Raw genomic sequence first — 16,837 nt, 5'->3', positions numbered from 1 at the left:
CAGAGGTTCCTTTGCCGAAGCCGACGAAGCCGGAGCGCGGTCAGCCGACGTCGGGGATGCGGCCGTCGGAGACGGCGGCCAGGCGGGGCAGGTCCCGCGCCCGGACGACGGGCAGCCGGACCTCGGTGCCGGTGCGGCGCACCAGCCACAGCTCCTGGTCCTCGCCCACCCGGAGTCCGGCGACGTCGTCCCAGGGCACCGTCGCGCCGGGCAGCAGCGTGCGCGGAGTGATCCCGGCCGGGCCGATGTCGACCCCGACCCGGAGCACCCAGACGGCGACCAGCAGCGGCACCAGCAGGAGCGGGGCGCCCCACCAGGCCGCGGTCGCCACCGGCAGCGTGCAGACCGCCAGCACCAGCACCGGCACCAGGGCCACCCGGCTCATCCTCATCCGCGCGACAGCCACGGCCCGATCGTCCCAGACGGGCCGGGCATACCATCCACGGTCGTGACGACCGTCGAGAACCCGCCCGCCAGCACCTCCTCGATGAAGCCCCGGTCCTTCGAGGTGACCGACGGCGACTCCCGCGCCCCCGCCCGCGCCATGCTGCGCGCCGTCGGCATGGGCGACGACGACTGGGTGAAGCCGCAGATCGGCGTGGCCTCGTCCTGGAACGAGATCACCCCCTGCAACCTCTCGCTGGACCGGCTGGCCAAGGCCGTGAAGACCGGCGTGCACGAGGGCGGCGGCTTCCCGCTGGAGTTCGGCACCATCTCCGTGTCCGACGGCATCTCCATGGGCCACGAGGGCATGCGCGCCTCGCTGGTCTCCCGCGAGGTCATCGCCGACTCGGTCGAGACCGTCGTGTTCGCCGAGCGGCTGGACGGCTCGGTGCTGCTCGCCGGCTGCGACAAGTCCCTGCCCGGCATGCTCATGGCCGCCGCCCGCCTGGACCTGGCCGCGGTGTTCCTCTACGCCGGCGCCACGATGCCCGGCAAGCTCGGTGACCGGGACCTGACGATCATCGACGTCTTCGAGGGCGTCGGCGCCTGCGCCGCGGGCAAGATCACCCGCGACGAGCTGACCGAGATCGAGAAGGCGACCTGCCCCGGCGAGGGCGCCTGCGGCGGCATGTACACCGCCAACACCATGGCCAGCGCCGCCGAGGCCCTGGGCATGAGCCTGCCCGGCAGCGCCGCCCCGCCGGCCCCGGACCGCCGCCGCGACGGCTACGCCGTGGAGTCGGGCAAGGCCGTCGTCGAGTTGCTCCGCCAGGGCATCACCGCCCGCGACATCATGACCAAGGAGGCGTTCGAGAACGCCATCACCGTGGTCATGGCCCTCGGCGGCTCGACCAACGCCGTGCTGCACCTGCTGGCCATCGCGCACGAGGCCGACGTCGACCTCACCCTCGACGACTTCAACCGGATCGGGGACAAGACCCCGCACCTGGCCGACGTGAAGCCCTTCGGCCGGTTCGTCATGACCGACATCGACCGCATCGGCGGCGTCCCGGTCGTGATGAAGGCGCTGCTGGACGCCGGCCTGCTGCACGGCGACTGCCTCACCGTCACGGGCAAGACGATGGCCGAGAACCTGGCGCACATCGCCCCGCAGGACCCCGACGGCGCGATCATCCACGCGATGGACAACCCGATCCACAAGACCGGCGGGCTCACCATCCTGCGCGGTTCGCTGTCGCCCGAGGGCGCCGTGGTGAAGAGCGCCGGCTTCGACGCCGAGGTCTTCGACGGCACCGCCCGGGTGTTCGACGGCGAGGCCGGCGCGATGCAGGCCGTCACCGAGGGCACGCTGAAGTCCGGCGACGTCGTCGTCATCCGCTACGAGGGCCCGCGCGGCGGTCCGGGCATGCGCGAGATGCTGGCCGTCACCGGTGCGATCAAGGGCGCCGGGCTGGGCAAGGACGTGCTGCTGCTGACCGACGGCCGGTTCTCCGGCGGGACGACCGGTCTGTGCGTGGGCCACATCGCCCCCGAGGCCATGGACGGCGGACCCATCGCGTTCGTCCGGGACGGCGACCGCATCGTGCTCGACCTCGCGGCCCGCACGCTGGACCTGCACGTCGACGCCGAGGAGCTGGCCCGTCGCCGCGAGGGCTGGGCCCCGCCGGCGCCGCGCTACACCCGCGGGGTGCTGGCCAAGTACGCGAAGCTCGTCGGGTCGGCGGCGCAGGGCGCGATCTGCGGCTGACGCGGGGGAGGGCCCGCAGCCCAAAGGGGTGAGAACACCCCGGCAGGGCTGCGGGCCGGGTCCGCCGCTGCCGACATCCGGGATGTGGACCGCATCCGGCGCTGGGCACCCCTGGTGGGTCTGGCGCTCCTGACCCTGCTCGGCGGCGCCCTCCTGCTCCCGCCGGGGGCGCGCCGGCCGGTCTCCGACGCCGTGGTGGTCACCGCCGCCGTCCTCGCCGCCGTCGTGCTGGCCCGGGTCGGTCGGCGCACCTGCGCCCGGGCGCGCGGCTGGCGCCTGGTGGCGGCCGCGCTGCTCACCGGGGTCGTCGTCTCGGCGTCCACCGAGCTGCTGGACCCCGCCCCCGGGTCGGTGGACCCGGCCCGCACGGCGGCCTCGGTCCTCCCGCACCTGCTCGGGGCGGTCGCCGTCCTCACCCTGCTCGGCCGCGGCCGGCTGCGTGCCGGCGGTGCGCGGCTGCTGGTCGAGAACGCCCTGTTCTGCACCGCCGCCTTCGTCCTGGCCCAGCTGCTCGTGGTCGGCCCGCTCGTCCGCGAGCTCTCACCCGGCGGCCCGGCCCGGCTGGCGCTGGAGGCCAGCTGCCTGGCCGCCACCCTGCTGCTGGGCACCGGCCTCACCTTCGTCACCGCGGCCGGTCCGGCGCGGCGCACCACCGCCGGGGTGACCCTGGCCGGGCTGGCTGCGCTCACCGTCGCCGACTGCCTGGCCGTCGTGGTCTCCACCGGCTCCTTCGGCCTGCTCGGCACCGCGAGCCGGGCGGTCCTCCTGCTCGGGCTGGTCCTGCTGGTCCTGGCCGCGACGACCGACCCGGGCGACGCCCCGGGGACCGCCGGGGGACCGGCCCCCGGCGTCGGCGGGGCCCGCAAGCTCACCCAGGGCATCACCCTGGCCGGCCAGCTGCTGCCGCACGGCGTCATGGTGGTCGCCGCCGTCCTGCTGCTGGCCTCGGCCCTGTTCGTCGCCACCCCCACGCCGGCCGCCCTGGTCGCGGTCGCGGTGGGGCTGCTGCTCACCGGCGTGCACCGGGTCGTCGTGGTCGGCGACGAGGTGCGCTGGGCCGGTCGGCTGGGCCGCAGCGAGGCCTACTTCCGCAAGGTGGTCCGGGCCAGCAGCGACGCCGTCCTCGTGCTCGACGAGCAGCGCGTCACCACCTGGGCCGCGCCGGCCCTGGCCGACCCCGCGCAGGCCGCCGGCCGACCGCTGGTGGGGGCCCTGCTCGTCGACCGGGTCCACCCGCAGGACGTCGAGACCGTCCGCGCCTGGCTCAGCGACCCCGACGGCCCCGCCGCCGCGCTCGGCGGGCTGTGCAGCTTCCGGCTGCCCGCCGCCGACGGCAGCTGGCGCGTGTGGGAGGCCGGGGTCACCGACCTGCGGGCCGACGCCGCGGTGGGCGACCTGGTGCTGCACTGCCGCGACGTCACCGTCCGGCTGCACGCCGAGGACGAGCTCCGCTCGCTGGCCTTCACCGACCCGGTCACCGGGCTGCCCAACCGGGCGGCGCACGTCATCGCGCTGGCCGAGGAGCTGGCCGCCGCGGGCGAGGTGTCGCAGGTGTCCCTGCTGCTGTTCGAGGTCGAGGGGCTTACCGCCGCCCGGGAGAACGTCGGCCGCGACGTGGTCGACCTGTCGCTGGTCGAGATCGGCCGTCGGCTGCGCGCCACCGTCCGCGGCGACGACCTGGTGGCCCGGGTCGGGGCCGAGGTGTTCGCGGTGCTCGCCCACGGCGAGGGCACCGAGCCCGACCGGGTGGCCTCCCGCTGCCTGTCGGTGGTGGAGCAGCCCGTCGTCACCCCGCTGGGCCTGGTGGACCTCAGCGCGGCCGTCGGCCTGGTGCCGCTGGTCGCCGGGCTGGGCTCGGAGACCGTGCTGGACCGCGCCGAGCTCGCCGTGCGCAGCGCCCGGCAGGCCGGGCCCGGTTCCGTGCGGCGCTACGACCCGCTGCTCGGCGAGGCCCGGGACCGCCGCGAGCGGCTGCGGGCGGACCTGGTGGGTGCCCGGGCGCGCGGCGAGCTGGGCCTGGTCTGGCAGCCGATCGTCTCGCTCACCGAGCAGCAGGTCACCGGCGTCGAGGCACTGGTCCGCTGGGACCACCCGGTGTTCGGCGAGCTCGAGCCCGAGGAGTTCATCCCGGTCGCCGAGCGCGCAGGGTTGGTCGGGGACCTGCAGCGCTGGGTGCTGCACGAGGCCACCCTGGCCGCGGCGGCCCTGCCCGAGCACGGCGCCCCGCTGCGGCTGGGCATCAACATCTCCCCGGTCCACCTGGCCAGCGGCACAGTGGTCGGCGACGTCTCCACCGCCCTGCGCGCCACCGGCTTCCCCGCCGAGCGGCTGGTGGTCGAGGTGACCGGCAGCACCGCGCTGCTGGAGGACCCGGCCATCTCCGCGGACTTCGCCGCCCTGCGGCTGATGGGCGTGCACCTGGCCCTGGACGACTTCGGCGCGGAGTCCTCCACGCTGGCGCACCTGACCCGGTTGCCGATCGACGTCGTCAAGCTCGACCGCTCCTTCCTGGCCCGGGTGGACAAGGAGGTGCAGACCCGTGCGCTGTGCGCCTCGGTCATCGGCATCGGCGGTGACCTGGGCATCGACGTGGTCGCCGAGGGCGTCGAGACGCCCAGCCAGCTGACCGTGCTGCGCACGATGGGCTGCGGCTTCGCCCAGGGGTTCCTGCTGTCCCGGCCGCTGACCCTGCCCGCGCTCGTCGCCTGCCTGGACGCCGGCCGGGGCCACCTGTGGCCCGGCCAGGTCGGGCGGGTCGACGCCGGGTGACCCCGGGTCCCGCAGCCCGTCCCACGGAGCGGATGCCCCCGTCCCGGTGAGTGGGACGCGGTGGTTGACGCGGGGGGTTGCCCGGGCGCACAGTACGGGCGTGCTGCGTCCCGTCCTCCTCGTAGTCATCGACTAGCGCGTCGGTCCACCGACCGACGCGCTCACCCCTCCGTGCCTCCTGGCACGAGGGGTTTTTTGTTGGCCGAGCCCGACCGCACACCCACCCCCGCGCCCAGGGAGACCCGCCCCGCATGAGCACCACCACCAGCCCACCGACGTCCCTCGCGCCCGATCCCGCGGCGGTCGACGCCCCCACCCAGGCTGCCGCCGAGGCGACCGTCGGGGTCGAGACCACCGACGGGTCGGTGCTCGACCCGACGCGGCCGAGCACCGGCATCACCGGTGCGCAGAGCCTCGTGCGCTCCCTCGAGGCCGTCGGCGTCGACCTGGTGTTCGGGCTGCCGGGCGGGGCCATCCTGCCGCTGTACGACCCGCTGTTCGACTCCTCGGTGCGCCACGTCCTGGTCCGCCACGAGCAGGGCGCCGGGCACGCCGCCACCGGGTACGCGCAGGCCACCGGCCGGGTCGGCGTCTGCATCGCCACCTCGGGCCCCGGCGCCACCAACCTGGTGACCCCGCTGGCCGACGCCTACATGGACTCGGTGCCGATGGTCGCGATCACCGGGCAGGTGGCCAGCGGCTTCATCGGGACCGACGCCTTCCAGGAGGCCGACATCCGCGGCATCACGATGCCGATCACCAAGCACAACTTCCTGGTCGCCAGCGCCGACGAGATCCCGCAGCGGATCGCCGAGGCCTTCCACCTGGCCTCCACCGGCCGGCCCGGCCCGGTGCTGGTCGACGTCCCCAAGGACGTCCTGCAGGCCACCACCGACTTCGTCTGGCCGCCGCGGATCGACCTGCCCGGCTACAAGCCGACCACCCGCCCGCACGGCAAGCAGGTCCGCGAGGCCGCCGCGGTCATCCAGGCCGCGAGGCAGCCGGTGCTCTACGTCGGCGGTGGCGTGCTCAAGGCCGAGGCCAGCGAGGTGCTCGCCGAGCTCGCCGAGCTGACCGGCGCCCCCGTCGTCACCACCCTCATGGCCCGCGGCGCGTTCCCCGACAGCCACGCCCAGCACCTGGGCATGCCCGGCATGCACGGCACCGTCACCGCGGTCGCCGCGCTGCAGAAGGCCGACGTGCTCATCGCGCTGGGCGCCCGCTTCGACGACCGGGTCACCGGCAAGCTCGAGAGCTTCGCCCCGGATGCCCTGGTGGTGCACGCCGACATCGACCCGGCCGAGATCGGCAAGAACCGCAAGGCCGACGTCCCGATCGTGGGCGACGCCAAGGAGACGATCACCGAGCTGGTCGCCGCGCTTACCACGCTGCAGGAGCAGCAGGGCCGGCCCGACCTGTCCGCCTGGTGGGCCCAGCTCGACCGCTGGCGCGAGACCTACCCGCTGGGCTACGACCTGCCCGAGGACGGCGCGCTGTCCCCGCAGTACGTCATCGAGCGGCTCAGCGCCATCGCCGGCCCGGACGCGGTCTACTGCGCCGGTGTGGGCCAGCACCAGATGTGGGCCGCCCAGTTCGTGAAGTACGAGAAGCCCCGCACCTGGCTCAACAGCGGCGGCCTGGGCACGATGGGCTACGCCGTCCCCGCCGCCATGGGTGCCAAGGCCGGTCGCCCCGAGGCCACCGTGTGGGCCATCGACGGCGACGGCTGCTTCCAGATGACCAACCAGGAGCTGGCCACCTGCGCGATCGAGGGCATCCCGATCAAGGTGGCCGTGATCAACAACGGCAACCTGGGCATGGTCCGGCAGTGGCAGACCCTGTTCTACGGCGGTCGCTACTCCAACACCCGGCTGCACAACCGCGGCTCCGGCGGCGGCGACATCGAGCCGATCCGGATCCCGGACTTCGTGAAGCTGGGGGAGGCGCTGGGCTGCGTCGGGCTGCGCTGCGAGCGGCCGGAGGACGTCGACGCCACCATCGCCGCGGCCATGGAGATCGACGACCGCCCGGTCGTGATCGACTTCGTGGTCGGCTCCGACGCCCAGGTCTGGCCGATGGTCGCCGCCGGCGCCAGCAACGACGACATCCTCGCCGCGCGCGACGTCCGCCCGGTCTACACGGAAGGCCCGGTCTGATGCCCCGCCACACCCTGTCGGTCCTGGTCGAGAACAAGTCCGGTGTGCTGGCCCGCGTCTCGGCGCTGTTCAGCCGCCGCGGCTACAACATCGAGTCCCTGGCCGTCGGCCCGACGGAGAACCCCGACCTCTCCCGGATGACCATCGTGGTCGACGTGGAGAGCCAGCCGCTGGAGCAGATCACCAAGCAGCTGAACAAGCTGATCGAGGTGATCAAGATCGTCGAGCTGGACGGCGCCTCGGTGCAGCGCGAGCTGCTCATGGTCAAGGTCCGCGCACCGCTGGCCGACCGGGCCCAGGTGCTGCAGACCGTCGAGCTGTTCCGGGCCAAGGTCATCGACGTCAACACCGACACGGTGACCGTCGAGTCCACCGGCACCCCGGAGAAGCTGCAGGCGCTGCTCGCCGTCCTGGCACCGCTCGGGATCAAGGAGATGGCCCAGTCCGGGACCGTCGCCCTGGCCCGCGGTCCGCGCTCGATGAGCGGCGCCGGTACGTTGCGCTCCGCCTCCTGAACCTGCTCGAACCCCCACCTAGACAAGGAGCCCCACCGCATGGCCGCCGAGATCTTCTACGACGACGACGCCGACCTCTCGATCATCCAGGGGCGCACCGTCGCCGTCATCGGCTACGGCAGCCAGGGCCACGCCCACTCGCTGTCGCTGCGCGACTCCGGCGTCGACGTGCGCGTCGGCCTGCCCGAGGGCAGCAAGTCCCGCGCCAAGGCCGAGGCCGAGGGCCTGCGGGTCGTCACCCCCGCCGAGGCGGCCGCCGAGGCCGACCTGATCATGATCCTGGCGCCGGACCACGTGCAGCGGAAGCTGTACACCGAGTCGATCGAGCCCAACCTGCAGGACGGCGACGCGCTGTTCTTCGGCCACGGCTTCAACATCCGCTTCGGCTACATCAAGCCCCCGGCCGGCGTCGACGTCGCCATGGTCGCCCCCAAGGGCCCGGGCCACCTGGTGCGCCGCGAGTTCACCGACGGCAAGGGCGTGCCCTGCCTGATCGCGGTGGAGCAGGACGCCTCCGGCTCGGCCCAGGCGCTGGCGCTGTCCTACGCCAAGGCCATCGGCGGTGCCCGCGCCGGTGTCATCAAGACGACCTTCGCCGAGGAGACCGAGACCGACCTCTTCGGTGAGCAGGCCGTCCTCTGCGGTGGCATGTCCGCGCTGGTGCAGGCCGGGTTCGAGACCCTGACCGAGGCCGGCTACCAGCCCGAGATCGCCTACTTCGAGTGCCTGCACGAGCTCAAGCTGATCGTCGACCTCATGTACGAGGGCGGCATCGCCAAGCAGCGCTGGTCGGTCTCCGACACCGCCGAGTACGGCGACTACACCTCCGGCCCCCGGGTGGTGGACGCGCGCGTCAAGGAGACGATGGGCCAGGTCCTCAAGGACATCCAGGACGGCACCTGGGCCGCGGCCTTCATCGCCGACCAGGACGCCGGTGCCCCGGACTTCACGGCCAAGCGGGCCGCCGCCGAGGCGCACCCGATCGAGGAGACCGGCCGTCAGCTGCGCGGGCTGATGAGCTGGGTCTCCGCCTCGGACGACTACACCGGCACCGCCCAGCGCTGACCCGGTCACGACGGCCCCGCACCCAGGGTGCGGGGCCGTCGTGCGTTCACGCGGCGAAGGCGCGGACCTCGGGACGGCGGGTGGTCACGACCACCCCGACGGCCAGCACGAGCAGCAGGACCGACAGCACGTCGACGGTGCCGACCAGGACGACGGCCAGCACCAGGTTGACCAGCCACACCGCGACCAGCACCAGACCGACCACCTGCAGCAGCCGGGCGTCGCGGCCGCGGAACAGCTGCACCGAGCCGTAGACCGTCGCCGCGGACAGGAGGAGGTACAGCCCGCCCACGACGAAGGCCCCGATGCTGCCGGCCAGGCCGTAGGACAACCCGCTCAGCCCCGGCAGCAGTAGAAGGACCTGCCTTCCACCCACCACTCGCAAGCTCGCGGCGGGCCCCTGAAGGCAGGCCGAACTACGGGGCGGGTGCGGTCACCTCAGCGACCGCGGCGGGCGCGGTGGGCGGCGAAGAACTGGGCCGAGGGCGCCAGGCAGAGCAGCACGACGATGGCCACGGCCACCGCGAAGAACACCAGGCTGAGGACGACGTCCCCGCCGCTGGTGCTGCCGAAGTCGTCGCCGAGGTTGGCCAGGTTGCCGACCAGGCCGATGCCGGTGACCACGATCGAGATCGACGCTCCGACGATCAGCATGACCCGGCTGCGGCCCGACAACGCCCAGACCGAGCCCCAGATCATGACGACGGTCCAGGCGAGGGCGAGCAGCGCGGCGACCACGAAGAGGCCGATGGCCGCCCCGACGATGCTGCTGAGCCCCGGGACCAGGTCGAACTCGTCGCTGGAACCCGCGCCGGCACCGATGGCGACGGCCGACCCGATCAGGGCCAGGCCCGAGACGAGCACGCCGAGCGCCCCGAAGATGAACCCGAACACCGCAGCGGTGACGACCGAGCCCGGCTTGGCCGGTGTGGCCGGGCCGTAGCCGTAGGGCTGCTGGCCGTACCCGGCGGGCTGGTAGCCCTGCTGCTGGTAGCCCTGGGCCTGGTAGCCCTGCGGCTGGTACCCCTGGGGCTGGTAGGCCGTCGACTGGTCGTAGCCGGCGTAGGGCTGCGACTGGCCGTAGGGCTGGGGCTGCGCGTAGGGATCGGGCTGCTGCCCGTAGCTGCTCTGCCCGTACCCGCCCTGCTGCTGAGCACTCTGGCCGTCCTGCCCCCGGCCACCGTCGCCGAACGGGGTCGTCTCCGACCGGCCCTGGTCTCCCTGGTGCTCGCTCACTGCTCTCCTCCGTGCGGGACCGGTCACGCTGCGGGGCGACCGGTGGTGAGCAGTCAGGATGGCGGGCGCCGGAGGGAGGGGCAAGCACGCCCCCCACCTGCGGGTCCTAGGCTGTCCACCCGTGACCACCCCTGCGCCCGTCGTCCTGATCGCCGAGGAGCTCGCCCCCAGCGCGCTGGAGGTGCTGGGCTCCGAGTTCGACATCCGGCACGTCGACGGCGCCGACCGTGCGGCGCTGCTGCCCGCCCTCGCCGACGCCGCCGCCGTGATGGTGCGCAGCGCGACCACCATCGACGCCGAGGCGCTCGCCGCGGCGCCCCACCTGAAGGTGGTCGCCCGGGCCGGCATCGGCCTGGACAACGTCGACGTCCCGGCCGCCACCGCCCGCGGGGTCATGGTCGTCAACGCGCCGACCTCCAACATCGTCAGCGCCGCCGAGCACGCCATCGCGCTCCTGCTGGCCGCCGCGCGGCACATCCCGGCCGCCGACGCCTCGCTGCGCGAGGGCACCTGGAAGCGGTCGAAGTTCAGCGGCGTCGAGGTCACCGAGAAGACCGTCGGCGTGGTCGGCCTGGGCCGCATCGGCGTCCTGGTCGCCCAGCGGCTGGCCGCCTTCGGCGTCACCCTCATCGCCTACGACCCCTACATCCAGCCCGGCCGCGCGGCCCAGCTCGGCGTCCGGCTGGTGTCCCTGGAGGAGCTGCTCCGGGAGTCGGACTTCATCACCATCCACCTGCCCAAGACCCCCGAGACCCTCGGGATGATCGGGGCCGAGCAGCTGGCGATGACCAAGAAGGGCGTGATCATCGTCAACGCCGCCCGCGGCGGGCTGGTCGAGGAGGCGGCGCTGGCCGACGCGCTGCGCTCGGGCCAGGTCGGTGCGGCCGGCATCGACGTCTACGCCAAGGAGCCGTGCACCGACAGCCCGCTGTTCGCGCTGCCCAACGTCGTGGTCACCCCGCACCTGGGCGCCTCGACCACCGAGGCCCAGGACAAGGCCGGGACGGCGGTCGCGCGCAGCGTGCGGCTGGCCCTGCAGGGCGACTTCGTCCCGGACGCGGTCAACGTGCAGGCCGGCGGGATCGTGGCGCAGGACGTGCGTCCGGGCCTGCCGCTGGCGGAGAAGCTCGGCCGGGTCTTCACCGCCGTGGCCGGTGGCCTGGCCCAGTCGGTGTCGGTCGAGGTGCTGGGCAAGATCGCCGAGTTCGACGTGTCCGTCGTCCAGCTGGCGGTGCTGCGCGGGGTGTTCAGCGACGTCGTCGAGGAGCAGGTCAGCTATGTCAACGCCCCGTTGCTGGCCGAGGCCCGCGGTCTGGACGTCACCCTGACCCAGGACGTGGAGAGCCCGCACTACCGCAACCTGATCACCGTGCGCGGCGCGATGGCCGACGGCACCGCCGTCACCGTCTCGGGCACGCTGTACGGGAAGAACCAGGTGCCCAAGCTGACCGAGGTCGGCGGCTTCGAGGTGGACCTGGAGGCCAAGGGCTACCTGTTGTTCTTCACCTACGCCGACCGGCCCGGCGTGGTCGGCACGGTCGGTGCCGCCCTCGGCGCGGCGGGCATCAACATCGCCGGCGCGCAGGTCAGCCGGACCACGCAGGGCGGGGACGCGCTCATGGCGGTCACCGTCGACAGCGAGGTCAGCGGTGACCTGCTGGCCGACATCGCCGCCCAGATCGGTGCACGCGAGGCCCGCGCGGCCGACCTGAACCCGCTCTGACCCCACCCGCACCGCACCGCACCGACGGCGCCGACCCCCCACGGGGGTCGGCGCCGTCCGTCGTCCCGGGCCAGGGGATGGCCAGACGGGGGACAGGTAGCTGACAGCCGATGGTCGTTGAACGCTGCGTCACTCGGCACACGGCGCAACTGTGGTGGGCCGGATGACGCTCGGCGCGCGGCGGGCCGGTGCCGCCTGCCGTGGCCCGGCGTCGCGGTGACGGCACTGGGCCATCTGCCGAATTACACGCACCGGCGGTGGGCCGAACGGGCCATGGTCCGAAGCCTTGCTCACGACCACCGTGGACGCACACCGGTGCCGCAGCGGCGGGGAGCAGGCACCGGCACCGCCAGACCCACCTTCAACGCCGACAGGGGTGCACGTGGTTCCCAGGACAACCACCACCGGGGACGGACGCCACCGCGTCCTCGCCCGGAGCGGGATCGTCGCGATCGCGGCGGCCCTCACCATGACGGGGGGCGCGGGCATCGCCTCGGCCTCCCCGGACGACATCGCGGCCCGGGCCGGGCAGGAGCGGCTCTCGCTCACCCCGGACCAGCTGCAGCAGGTCCAGGACTCCCTCTCCGCCCGCCTCGACGGCGGCCGACCGGCGGGCCTGCCCGCCAGCGGTCCGGCCTCCTTCTTCGTCCAGACGAGCACCCCCTCCACCTCGGAGGTCTTCACCGACGTCCTGCCCGGCTCCGGCGAGGCGGCCGCGGGAGCCGCAGCCGCGGCCGCCCAGCCGGCCGCCGAGGCCGCGGCCGCCCAGGTGGCCGCGGACGTGCCGGCGGCCGTGCCGGACGCCCAGGTGCTCTACACCACCTCGACGGTGCTCTCCGGCGTGGCCGTCCGTGCCGACGCCGCCGACTACGAGGCCCTGGCCGCGCTGCCCGACGTCGTCGCGGTCCACCCGATCACGCCCAAGCAGGTCAGCAACACCGGCGCCGCGTCGGTCGTGCAGGCCGTGCAGGCCTGGCAGGACCTCGGCAACACCGGCGAGGGGGTGTCGATCGGCATCATCGACACCGGCATCGACTACACCCACACCGACTTCGGCGGCAGCGGCAGCGTCGACCAGTACGACACCCTGCAGTCCTACGAGGCCCAGCCCGCCCCGGCCGGGATCTTCCCGAACGCCAAGGTGGTCGGCGGCTACGACTTCGTCGGCGACAGCTACAACGCCGACCCGAGCAGCCCGGCCTACCAGCCGGTCGCCATGCCCGACCCCAACCCGCTGGACTGCAACGGCCACGGCACCCACGTCGCCGGCACCTCGGCCGGGTACGGCGTGAACGCCGACGGCAGCACCTACACCGCGGGCTACGACGGCGGCGTCCCCGCCGACCTGCGGATCGGGCCGGGCATGGCGCCCGGCGCCGACCTCTACGCCCTGAAGGTCTTCGGCTGCGACGGCTCCACCGACGTGACGATGCAGGCCATCGAGTGGGCGCTGGACCCCAACCAGGACGGTGACCCCAGCGACCACCTGGACGTCGTCAACCTGTCGCTGGGCTCGGACTACGGCCTGGCCGACGACGCCGACTCCATGGCCATCGACCAGGCCATGCAGCTGGGCATGCTCGCCGTCCTGGCCGCCGGCAACGCCGGTGACAGCTACGACATCGGCGGCTCGCCCGGCAACGCCCCCCGGGGCATCGGCGTGGCCGCCAGCAACGACGGCTACGGCGTCTTCGACGGCTGGCAGGTCACCGCACCCGACGGCGTCGTGGACGGCGTCCGGCCCGGGCTGCGCTCGCAGGCCTACAGCGACACCGACGACGCCGGGGCCACGAAGCCCGACGTCACCGGTGACCTCGTCTACGCCCCGGCGGGCAACGAGTCGGCCTGCGCACCGCTGCCGGCCGGCTACGCGGCGGGGGAGATCCTGCTGATCGAGGCCGACGGCTTCGCCTGCGGATCGGTGGCCAAGGGCACCAACGCGGTGAACGCCGGCGCCGCCGGATTCATGATCATCGGCGACGACGACCTGCTGGAGACCGGCATCACCGGGGTCGCCCAGATCCCGGGCATCCTGGTGCCGGCCACCGACGGGGCCGCGCTGCGCGACGCCGTCGGCGGTGGTCAGACCGTCACCGTGACCTTCGGGCCGAGCCTGCGCGACGCCGCGACCGCCACGAGCCCCGAGCAGGTCGACCTGCTCGCCTCGTTCAGCTCCCGCGGGGTGCGCCAGGAGGACGGCGCCAAGCCCGACGTCACCGCACCGGGCGTGACGCTCTACTCGGCCGGCGTCGGCGAGGGCAGCGGCGGGGAGAGCCTGTCGGGCACCTCGATGGCCACCCCGGTCACCGCCGGGGTCACCGCGCTCATCCGCGCGGCGCACCCGGAGTGGACCACCGAGGAGGTCAAGGCCGACCTGATGAACACCGCCGGCCACGACCTCTACACCGGACCGGACCAGACCGGCGACGTGTACGGGCCCAACCGGGTCGGCGCCGGCCGGATCGACGCCGAGGCCGCGCTGAACAACACGGTGCTGGCCTACGCCGAGGCCGGGTCCGGCGTCGTCACCGCCTCCTTCGGCGTCGTCGAGGTCGACCAGGAGCAGGTGTCGGCGACCAAGACGATCACCGTGGCCAACAAGGGCACCCGGGCGGCCGTCTACCGGGTCAGCTACGACGCGCTCGTCGAGCAGCCCGGCGTCCGCTACGCGCTGTCCGCCCAGCGGCTCACCGTGCCCCCGGGCCAGAGCCGCACGGTGACGATCACCATGACCGCCACCCAGGACGACCTGCTCAAGGTCGCCGACCCGACGGTCGTCACCGACGACGGCCGCCAGTTCCTCGGCGAGGCCAGCGGCCGCGTCGTCCTCACCCCGAACAACAACCGGGGCGAGACGCTGCGGGTGCCGGTGCACGCCAACCCGAAGCCGGCTTCCACGCTGACCGCGTCGGCCGACGAGGACGGCTCCACCATCACCCTCGCCGGCGAGGGCGTGGCCAACGGCGAGCCGCTGGACCCGAACAGCTACACCTCCCTGGTGAGCGGGTTCGAGCAGCTCGGCACCAGCCCGGAGATGGCGCAGTGCACCACGACGGTCTCCAGCAGCTGCTACAAGACCGAGCTCGAGCGCTCGGTCGACCTGGCCGCGGTCGGGGTCGCCTCGGACGTGCAGCAGTTCGGCGACGACGCCGGCCTGTACTTCGCGGTCTCCGCGCACGGCCGGTTCACCTCGGCGGAGACGGCCGTGAACTACGGCGTCTACCTCGACGCGACCGGTGACGGGCTCTGGGACTACCAGGTCACCACGACCCGGATCGCGGACTACGACATCCCGCTGGTCGTCATCACCGACCGGGACTACAACCTCGTGGGCCCGGGCGGGGAGCCGTACGTGGCGCCGATGAACCTGTACGACGGGCTCGTCGACACCAACGCGTTCGACTCCGACGTCCAGGTCCTCGGCGTGCCGTTGTCGGCGCTGCCCGAGGTGTCGGGCCGGATCACCTTCGGCGTCCAGTCGGCCAGCTACAACGGCACGGTGGACGACGTCGGCACGGTCAGCACCCCGGCCGGGACCGAGCTCGCGCCCCAGGCGATGAGCTTCGACCCGACCGCCCCGGGCCTGTCCTTCGACGTGGACGGCGAGTCCGCGCTGATGGTGCCGGCGACCGACGGCACGCAGCTGGCCGTCACCCAGGACGCCGCCTCCTACGCCGCGGACACCGCGGTCGGCGGGGACAAGGGCGCGATGGTCGTGCTGAGCCAGAACAGCGGCGCGGTCGGCCGGACCCAGTCGGTGGCCATCGCGCCGTCGGCCGGGGACGCCACGGTCACGACGGTGCCGCCGGCGGACTCCACCCCGGTGGACCCGACGACGCCGCCGGACGAGCAGGTGACCGAGCCGCCGGCGGCCGAGGCGACCGAGTCCCCGGCGTCCGAGGCCCCGGCGTCCACCGAGGTACCGCCCGCGGGCTGACGCCCGCACCGCACGACCCGACGCCCCCCGCAGGAGCCACCTGCGGGGGGCGTCGGTGCGTCCGGGTACGGCGGTGGACCGGCCGGGCACTAGCCTCTGACCCCATGCGCCTGGCAGTGATCCCTGGAGACGGCATCGGCCCCGAGGTGGTGGCCGAGGGCCTCAAGGTCCTCGGCGAGGTGGCCCCCGACGTCGAGACCACGCACTACGACCTGGGAGCTGCCCGCTGGCAGCGCACGGGGGAGCTGCTGCCCGACACGGTGCTCGACGAGCTGCGCGGCCACGACGCGATCCTGCTCGGCGCGGTCGGGGACCCCAGCGTGCCCAGCGGCATCCTCGAGCGGGGGCTGCTGCTCAAGCTGCGGTTCGAGCTCGACCACCACGTCAACCTGCGCCCGGCGAAGCTCTACGACGGCGTCACCAGCCCGCTGGCAGCCCCCGGCGACATCGACATGCTCTGCATCCGCGAGGGCACCGAGGGGCCCTACGTCGGCAACGGCGGGGTGCTGCGCCGGGACACCGCGCACGAGGTGGCCACCGAGGTCAGCCTGAACACCGCCTTCGGCGTCGAGCGGGTCGTCCGGTACGCCTTCGAGCGGGCCGTGGCCCGCCCGCGCAAGCACCTGACGCTGATCCACAAGACCAACGTGCTCACCCACGCCGGGTCGCTGTGGTCGCGCACGGTGGAGGAGGTCGCCGCGGAGTTCCCCGACATCACGGTGGCCTACCAGCACGTGGACGCCGCGGCGATGTTCTTCGTGACCGACCCGAGCCGGTACGACGTGATCGTCACCGACAACCTCTTCGGTGACATCGTCACCGACATCGCCGCCGCGGTGACCGGTGGCATCGGGCTGGCCGCCAGCGGCAACCTGGACGCCTCGGGCACCAACCCCTCGATGTTCGAGCCCGTGCACGGCTCGGCGCCCGACATCGCCGGGCAGGGCAAGGCCGACCCGACCGCGACCGTGCTGTCGGTGGGCCTGCTGCTGGACCACCTGGGCCGCAGCGAGCAGGCCCGCAAGGTCAACGCCGCCGTCGCCTTCGACCTGTCCACCCGGGACAGGGCCCAGCCGATCCGCACCAGCGACGTCGGCGACCGCCTCGCCGCCCTCGCCTCGGGCTGACCCCGCACCGACCGCACCGCCGCTCCACGGGCGCGCACCCGCACCGCGGGTGCGCGCCCGCGCTTGCTCCTCGCGGACCCCGGGTGCGACCATCTGCGGCGATGCACACCGCCGGCACGATCATCATCACCTAGCGCGCAGTCACCTCCCCGACTGC

The 16,837-nt window shown here is 73.7% G+C and carries 11 protein-coding genes; 8 read left to right on the top strand and 3 right to left on the bottom strand.

Annotated features, from left to right (window positions below):
• Window positions 1-40: 40 nt before the first annotated feature.
• A complete protein-coding gene (locus tag UXQ13_RS06135; RefSeq protein ID WP_225234874.1) occupies window positions 41-406 on the bottom strand; it encodes a PH domain-containing protein in 366 nt (121 codons plus the stop codon).
• A gap of 42 nt (window positions 407-448) precedes the next feature.
• On the opposite strand from UXQ13_RS06135, the gene ilvD reads away from it, so the two are divergent.
• The 5 genes from ilvD to ilvC all read left to right on the top strand — a co-directional run bounded on the left by ilvD (window position 449) and on the right by ilvC (window position 8,657).
• The gene (gene ilvD / locus UXQ13_RS06130) at window positions 449-2,152 is read left to right on the top strand and encodes a dihydroxy-acid dehydratase (RefSeq protein WP_225234875.1); all 1,704 of its coding nucleotides are present in this window, start codon (window positions 449-451) and stop codon (window positions 2,150-2,152) included.
• A 114-nt stretch (window positions 2,153-2,266) separates the two neighbouring features.
• The gene (locus tag UXQ13_RS06125; protein WP_336391940.1) at window positions 2,267-4,921 is read left to right on the top strand and encodes a putative bifunctional diguanylate cyclase/phosphodiesterase; all 2,655 of its coding nucleotides are present in this window, start codon (window positions 2,267-2,269) and stop codon (window positions 4,919-4,921) included.
• Window positions 4,922-5,172: 251 nt separating this feature from the next.
• Complete coding sequence (locus UXQ13_RS06120; RefSeq protein ID WP_336391939.1) at window positions 5,173-7,077, top strand: acetolactate synthase large subunit; 1,905 nt, start codon at window positions 5,173-5,175, stop codon at window positions 7,075-7,077.
• On the top strand, window positions 7,077-7,592 hold the full coding sequence (ilvN, locus tag UXQ13_RS06115; protein ID WP_225234878.1) for an acetolactate synthase small subunit: 516 nt from the start codon (window positions 7,077-7,079) through the stop codon (window positions 7,590-7,592). Before UXQ13_RS06120 ends, ilvN begins: the two co-directional genes overlap by 1 nt.
• A 39-nt stretch (window positions 7,593-7,631) precedes the next feature.
• A complete protein-coding gene (ilvC, locus tag UXQ13_RS06110) occupies window positions 7,632-8,657 on the top strand; it encodes a ketol-acid reductoisomerase (RefSeq protein ID WP_225234879.1) in 1,026 nt (341 codons plus the stop codon).
• Between the two features lie 46 nt (window positions 8,658-8,703).
• Here ilvC and UXQ13_RS06105 read toward each other — a convergent pair whose 3' ends face one another.
• Both UXQ13_RS06105 and UXQ13_RS06100 read right to left on the bottom strand, forming a co-directional pair.
• Window positions 8,704-9,033, bottom strand: a complete 330-nt coding sequence (locus UXQ13_RS06105) for a hypothetical protein (RefSeq protein WP_225234880.1) — start codon at window positions 9,031-9,033, stop codon at window positions 8,704-8,706.
• 62 nt (window positions 9,034-9,095) lie between these two features.
• Window positions 9,096-9,893 (bottom strand): hypothetical protein, encoded by a 798-nt coding sequence (locus UXQ13_RS06100; RefSeq protein WP_225234881.1) that lies wholly within the window; start codon window positions 9,891-9,893, stop codon window positions 9,096-9,098.
• Window positions 9,894-10,014: 121 nt separating this feature from the next.
• Here UXQ13_RS06100 and serA point away from each other — a divergent pair, with 121 nt between their 5' ends.
• From serA to UXQ13_RS06085, 3 genes are all read left to right on the top strand, one after another.
• Window positions 10,015-11,616 (top strand): phosphoglycerate dehydrogenase, encoded by a 1,602-nt coding sequence (serA, locus tag UXQ13_RS06095; RefSeq protein WP_225234882.1) that lies wholly within the window; start codon window positions 10,015-10,017, stop codon window positions 11,614-11,616.
• 469 nt (window positions 11,617-12,085) lie between these two features.
• Window positions 12,086-15,553: a S8 family serine peptidase gene (locus UXQ13_RS06090; protein ID WP_225234883.1), complete on the top strand. Its 3,468-nt coding sequence runs from the start codon at window positions 12,086-12,088 to the stop codon at window positions 15,551-15,553.
• A gap of 104 nt (window positions 15,554-15,657) precedes the next feature.
• Complete coding sequence (locus UXQ13_RS06085; RefSeq protein WP_225234884.1) at window positions 15,658-16,680, top strand: 3-isopropylmalate dehydrogenase; 1,023 nt, start codon at window positions 15,658-15,660, stop codon at window positions 16,678-16,680.
• Window positions 16,681-16,837: the final 157 nt, after the last annotated feature.

The organism is Klenkia terrae, from assembly GCF_037083865.1.
In the GTDB taxonomy this organism is placed as follows: domain Bacteria; phylum Actinomycetota; class Actinomycetes; order Mycobacteriales; family Geodermatophilaceae; genus Klenkia; species Klenkia terrae.
Note: the sequence above shows the minus strand (reverse complement) of the source record. Positions and strands in the feature narration are given on the sequence as shown.

Coding starts and splice junctions, on each gene's coding strand:
- ilvN (WP_225234878.1), top strand. CDS start 7,077: ATGCCCCGCCACACCCTGTCGGTCCTGGTCGAGAACAAGTCCGGTGTG.
- UXQ13_RS06085 (WP_225234884.1), top strand. CDS start 15,658: ATGCGCCTGGCAGTGATCCCTGGAGACGGCATCGGCCCCGAGGTGGTG.
- ilvC (WP_225234879.1), top strand. CDS start 7,632: ATGGCCGCCGAGATCTTCTACGACGACGACGCCGACCTCTCGATCATC.
- UXQ13_RS06120 (WP_336391939.1), top strand. CDS start 5,173: ATGAGCACCACCACCAGCCCACCGACGTCCCTCGCGCCCGATCCCGCG.
- UXQ13_RS06090 (WP_225234883.1), top strand. CDS start 12,086: ATGACGGGGGGCGCGGGCATCGCCTCGGCCTCCCCGGACGACATCGCG.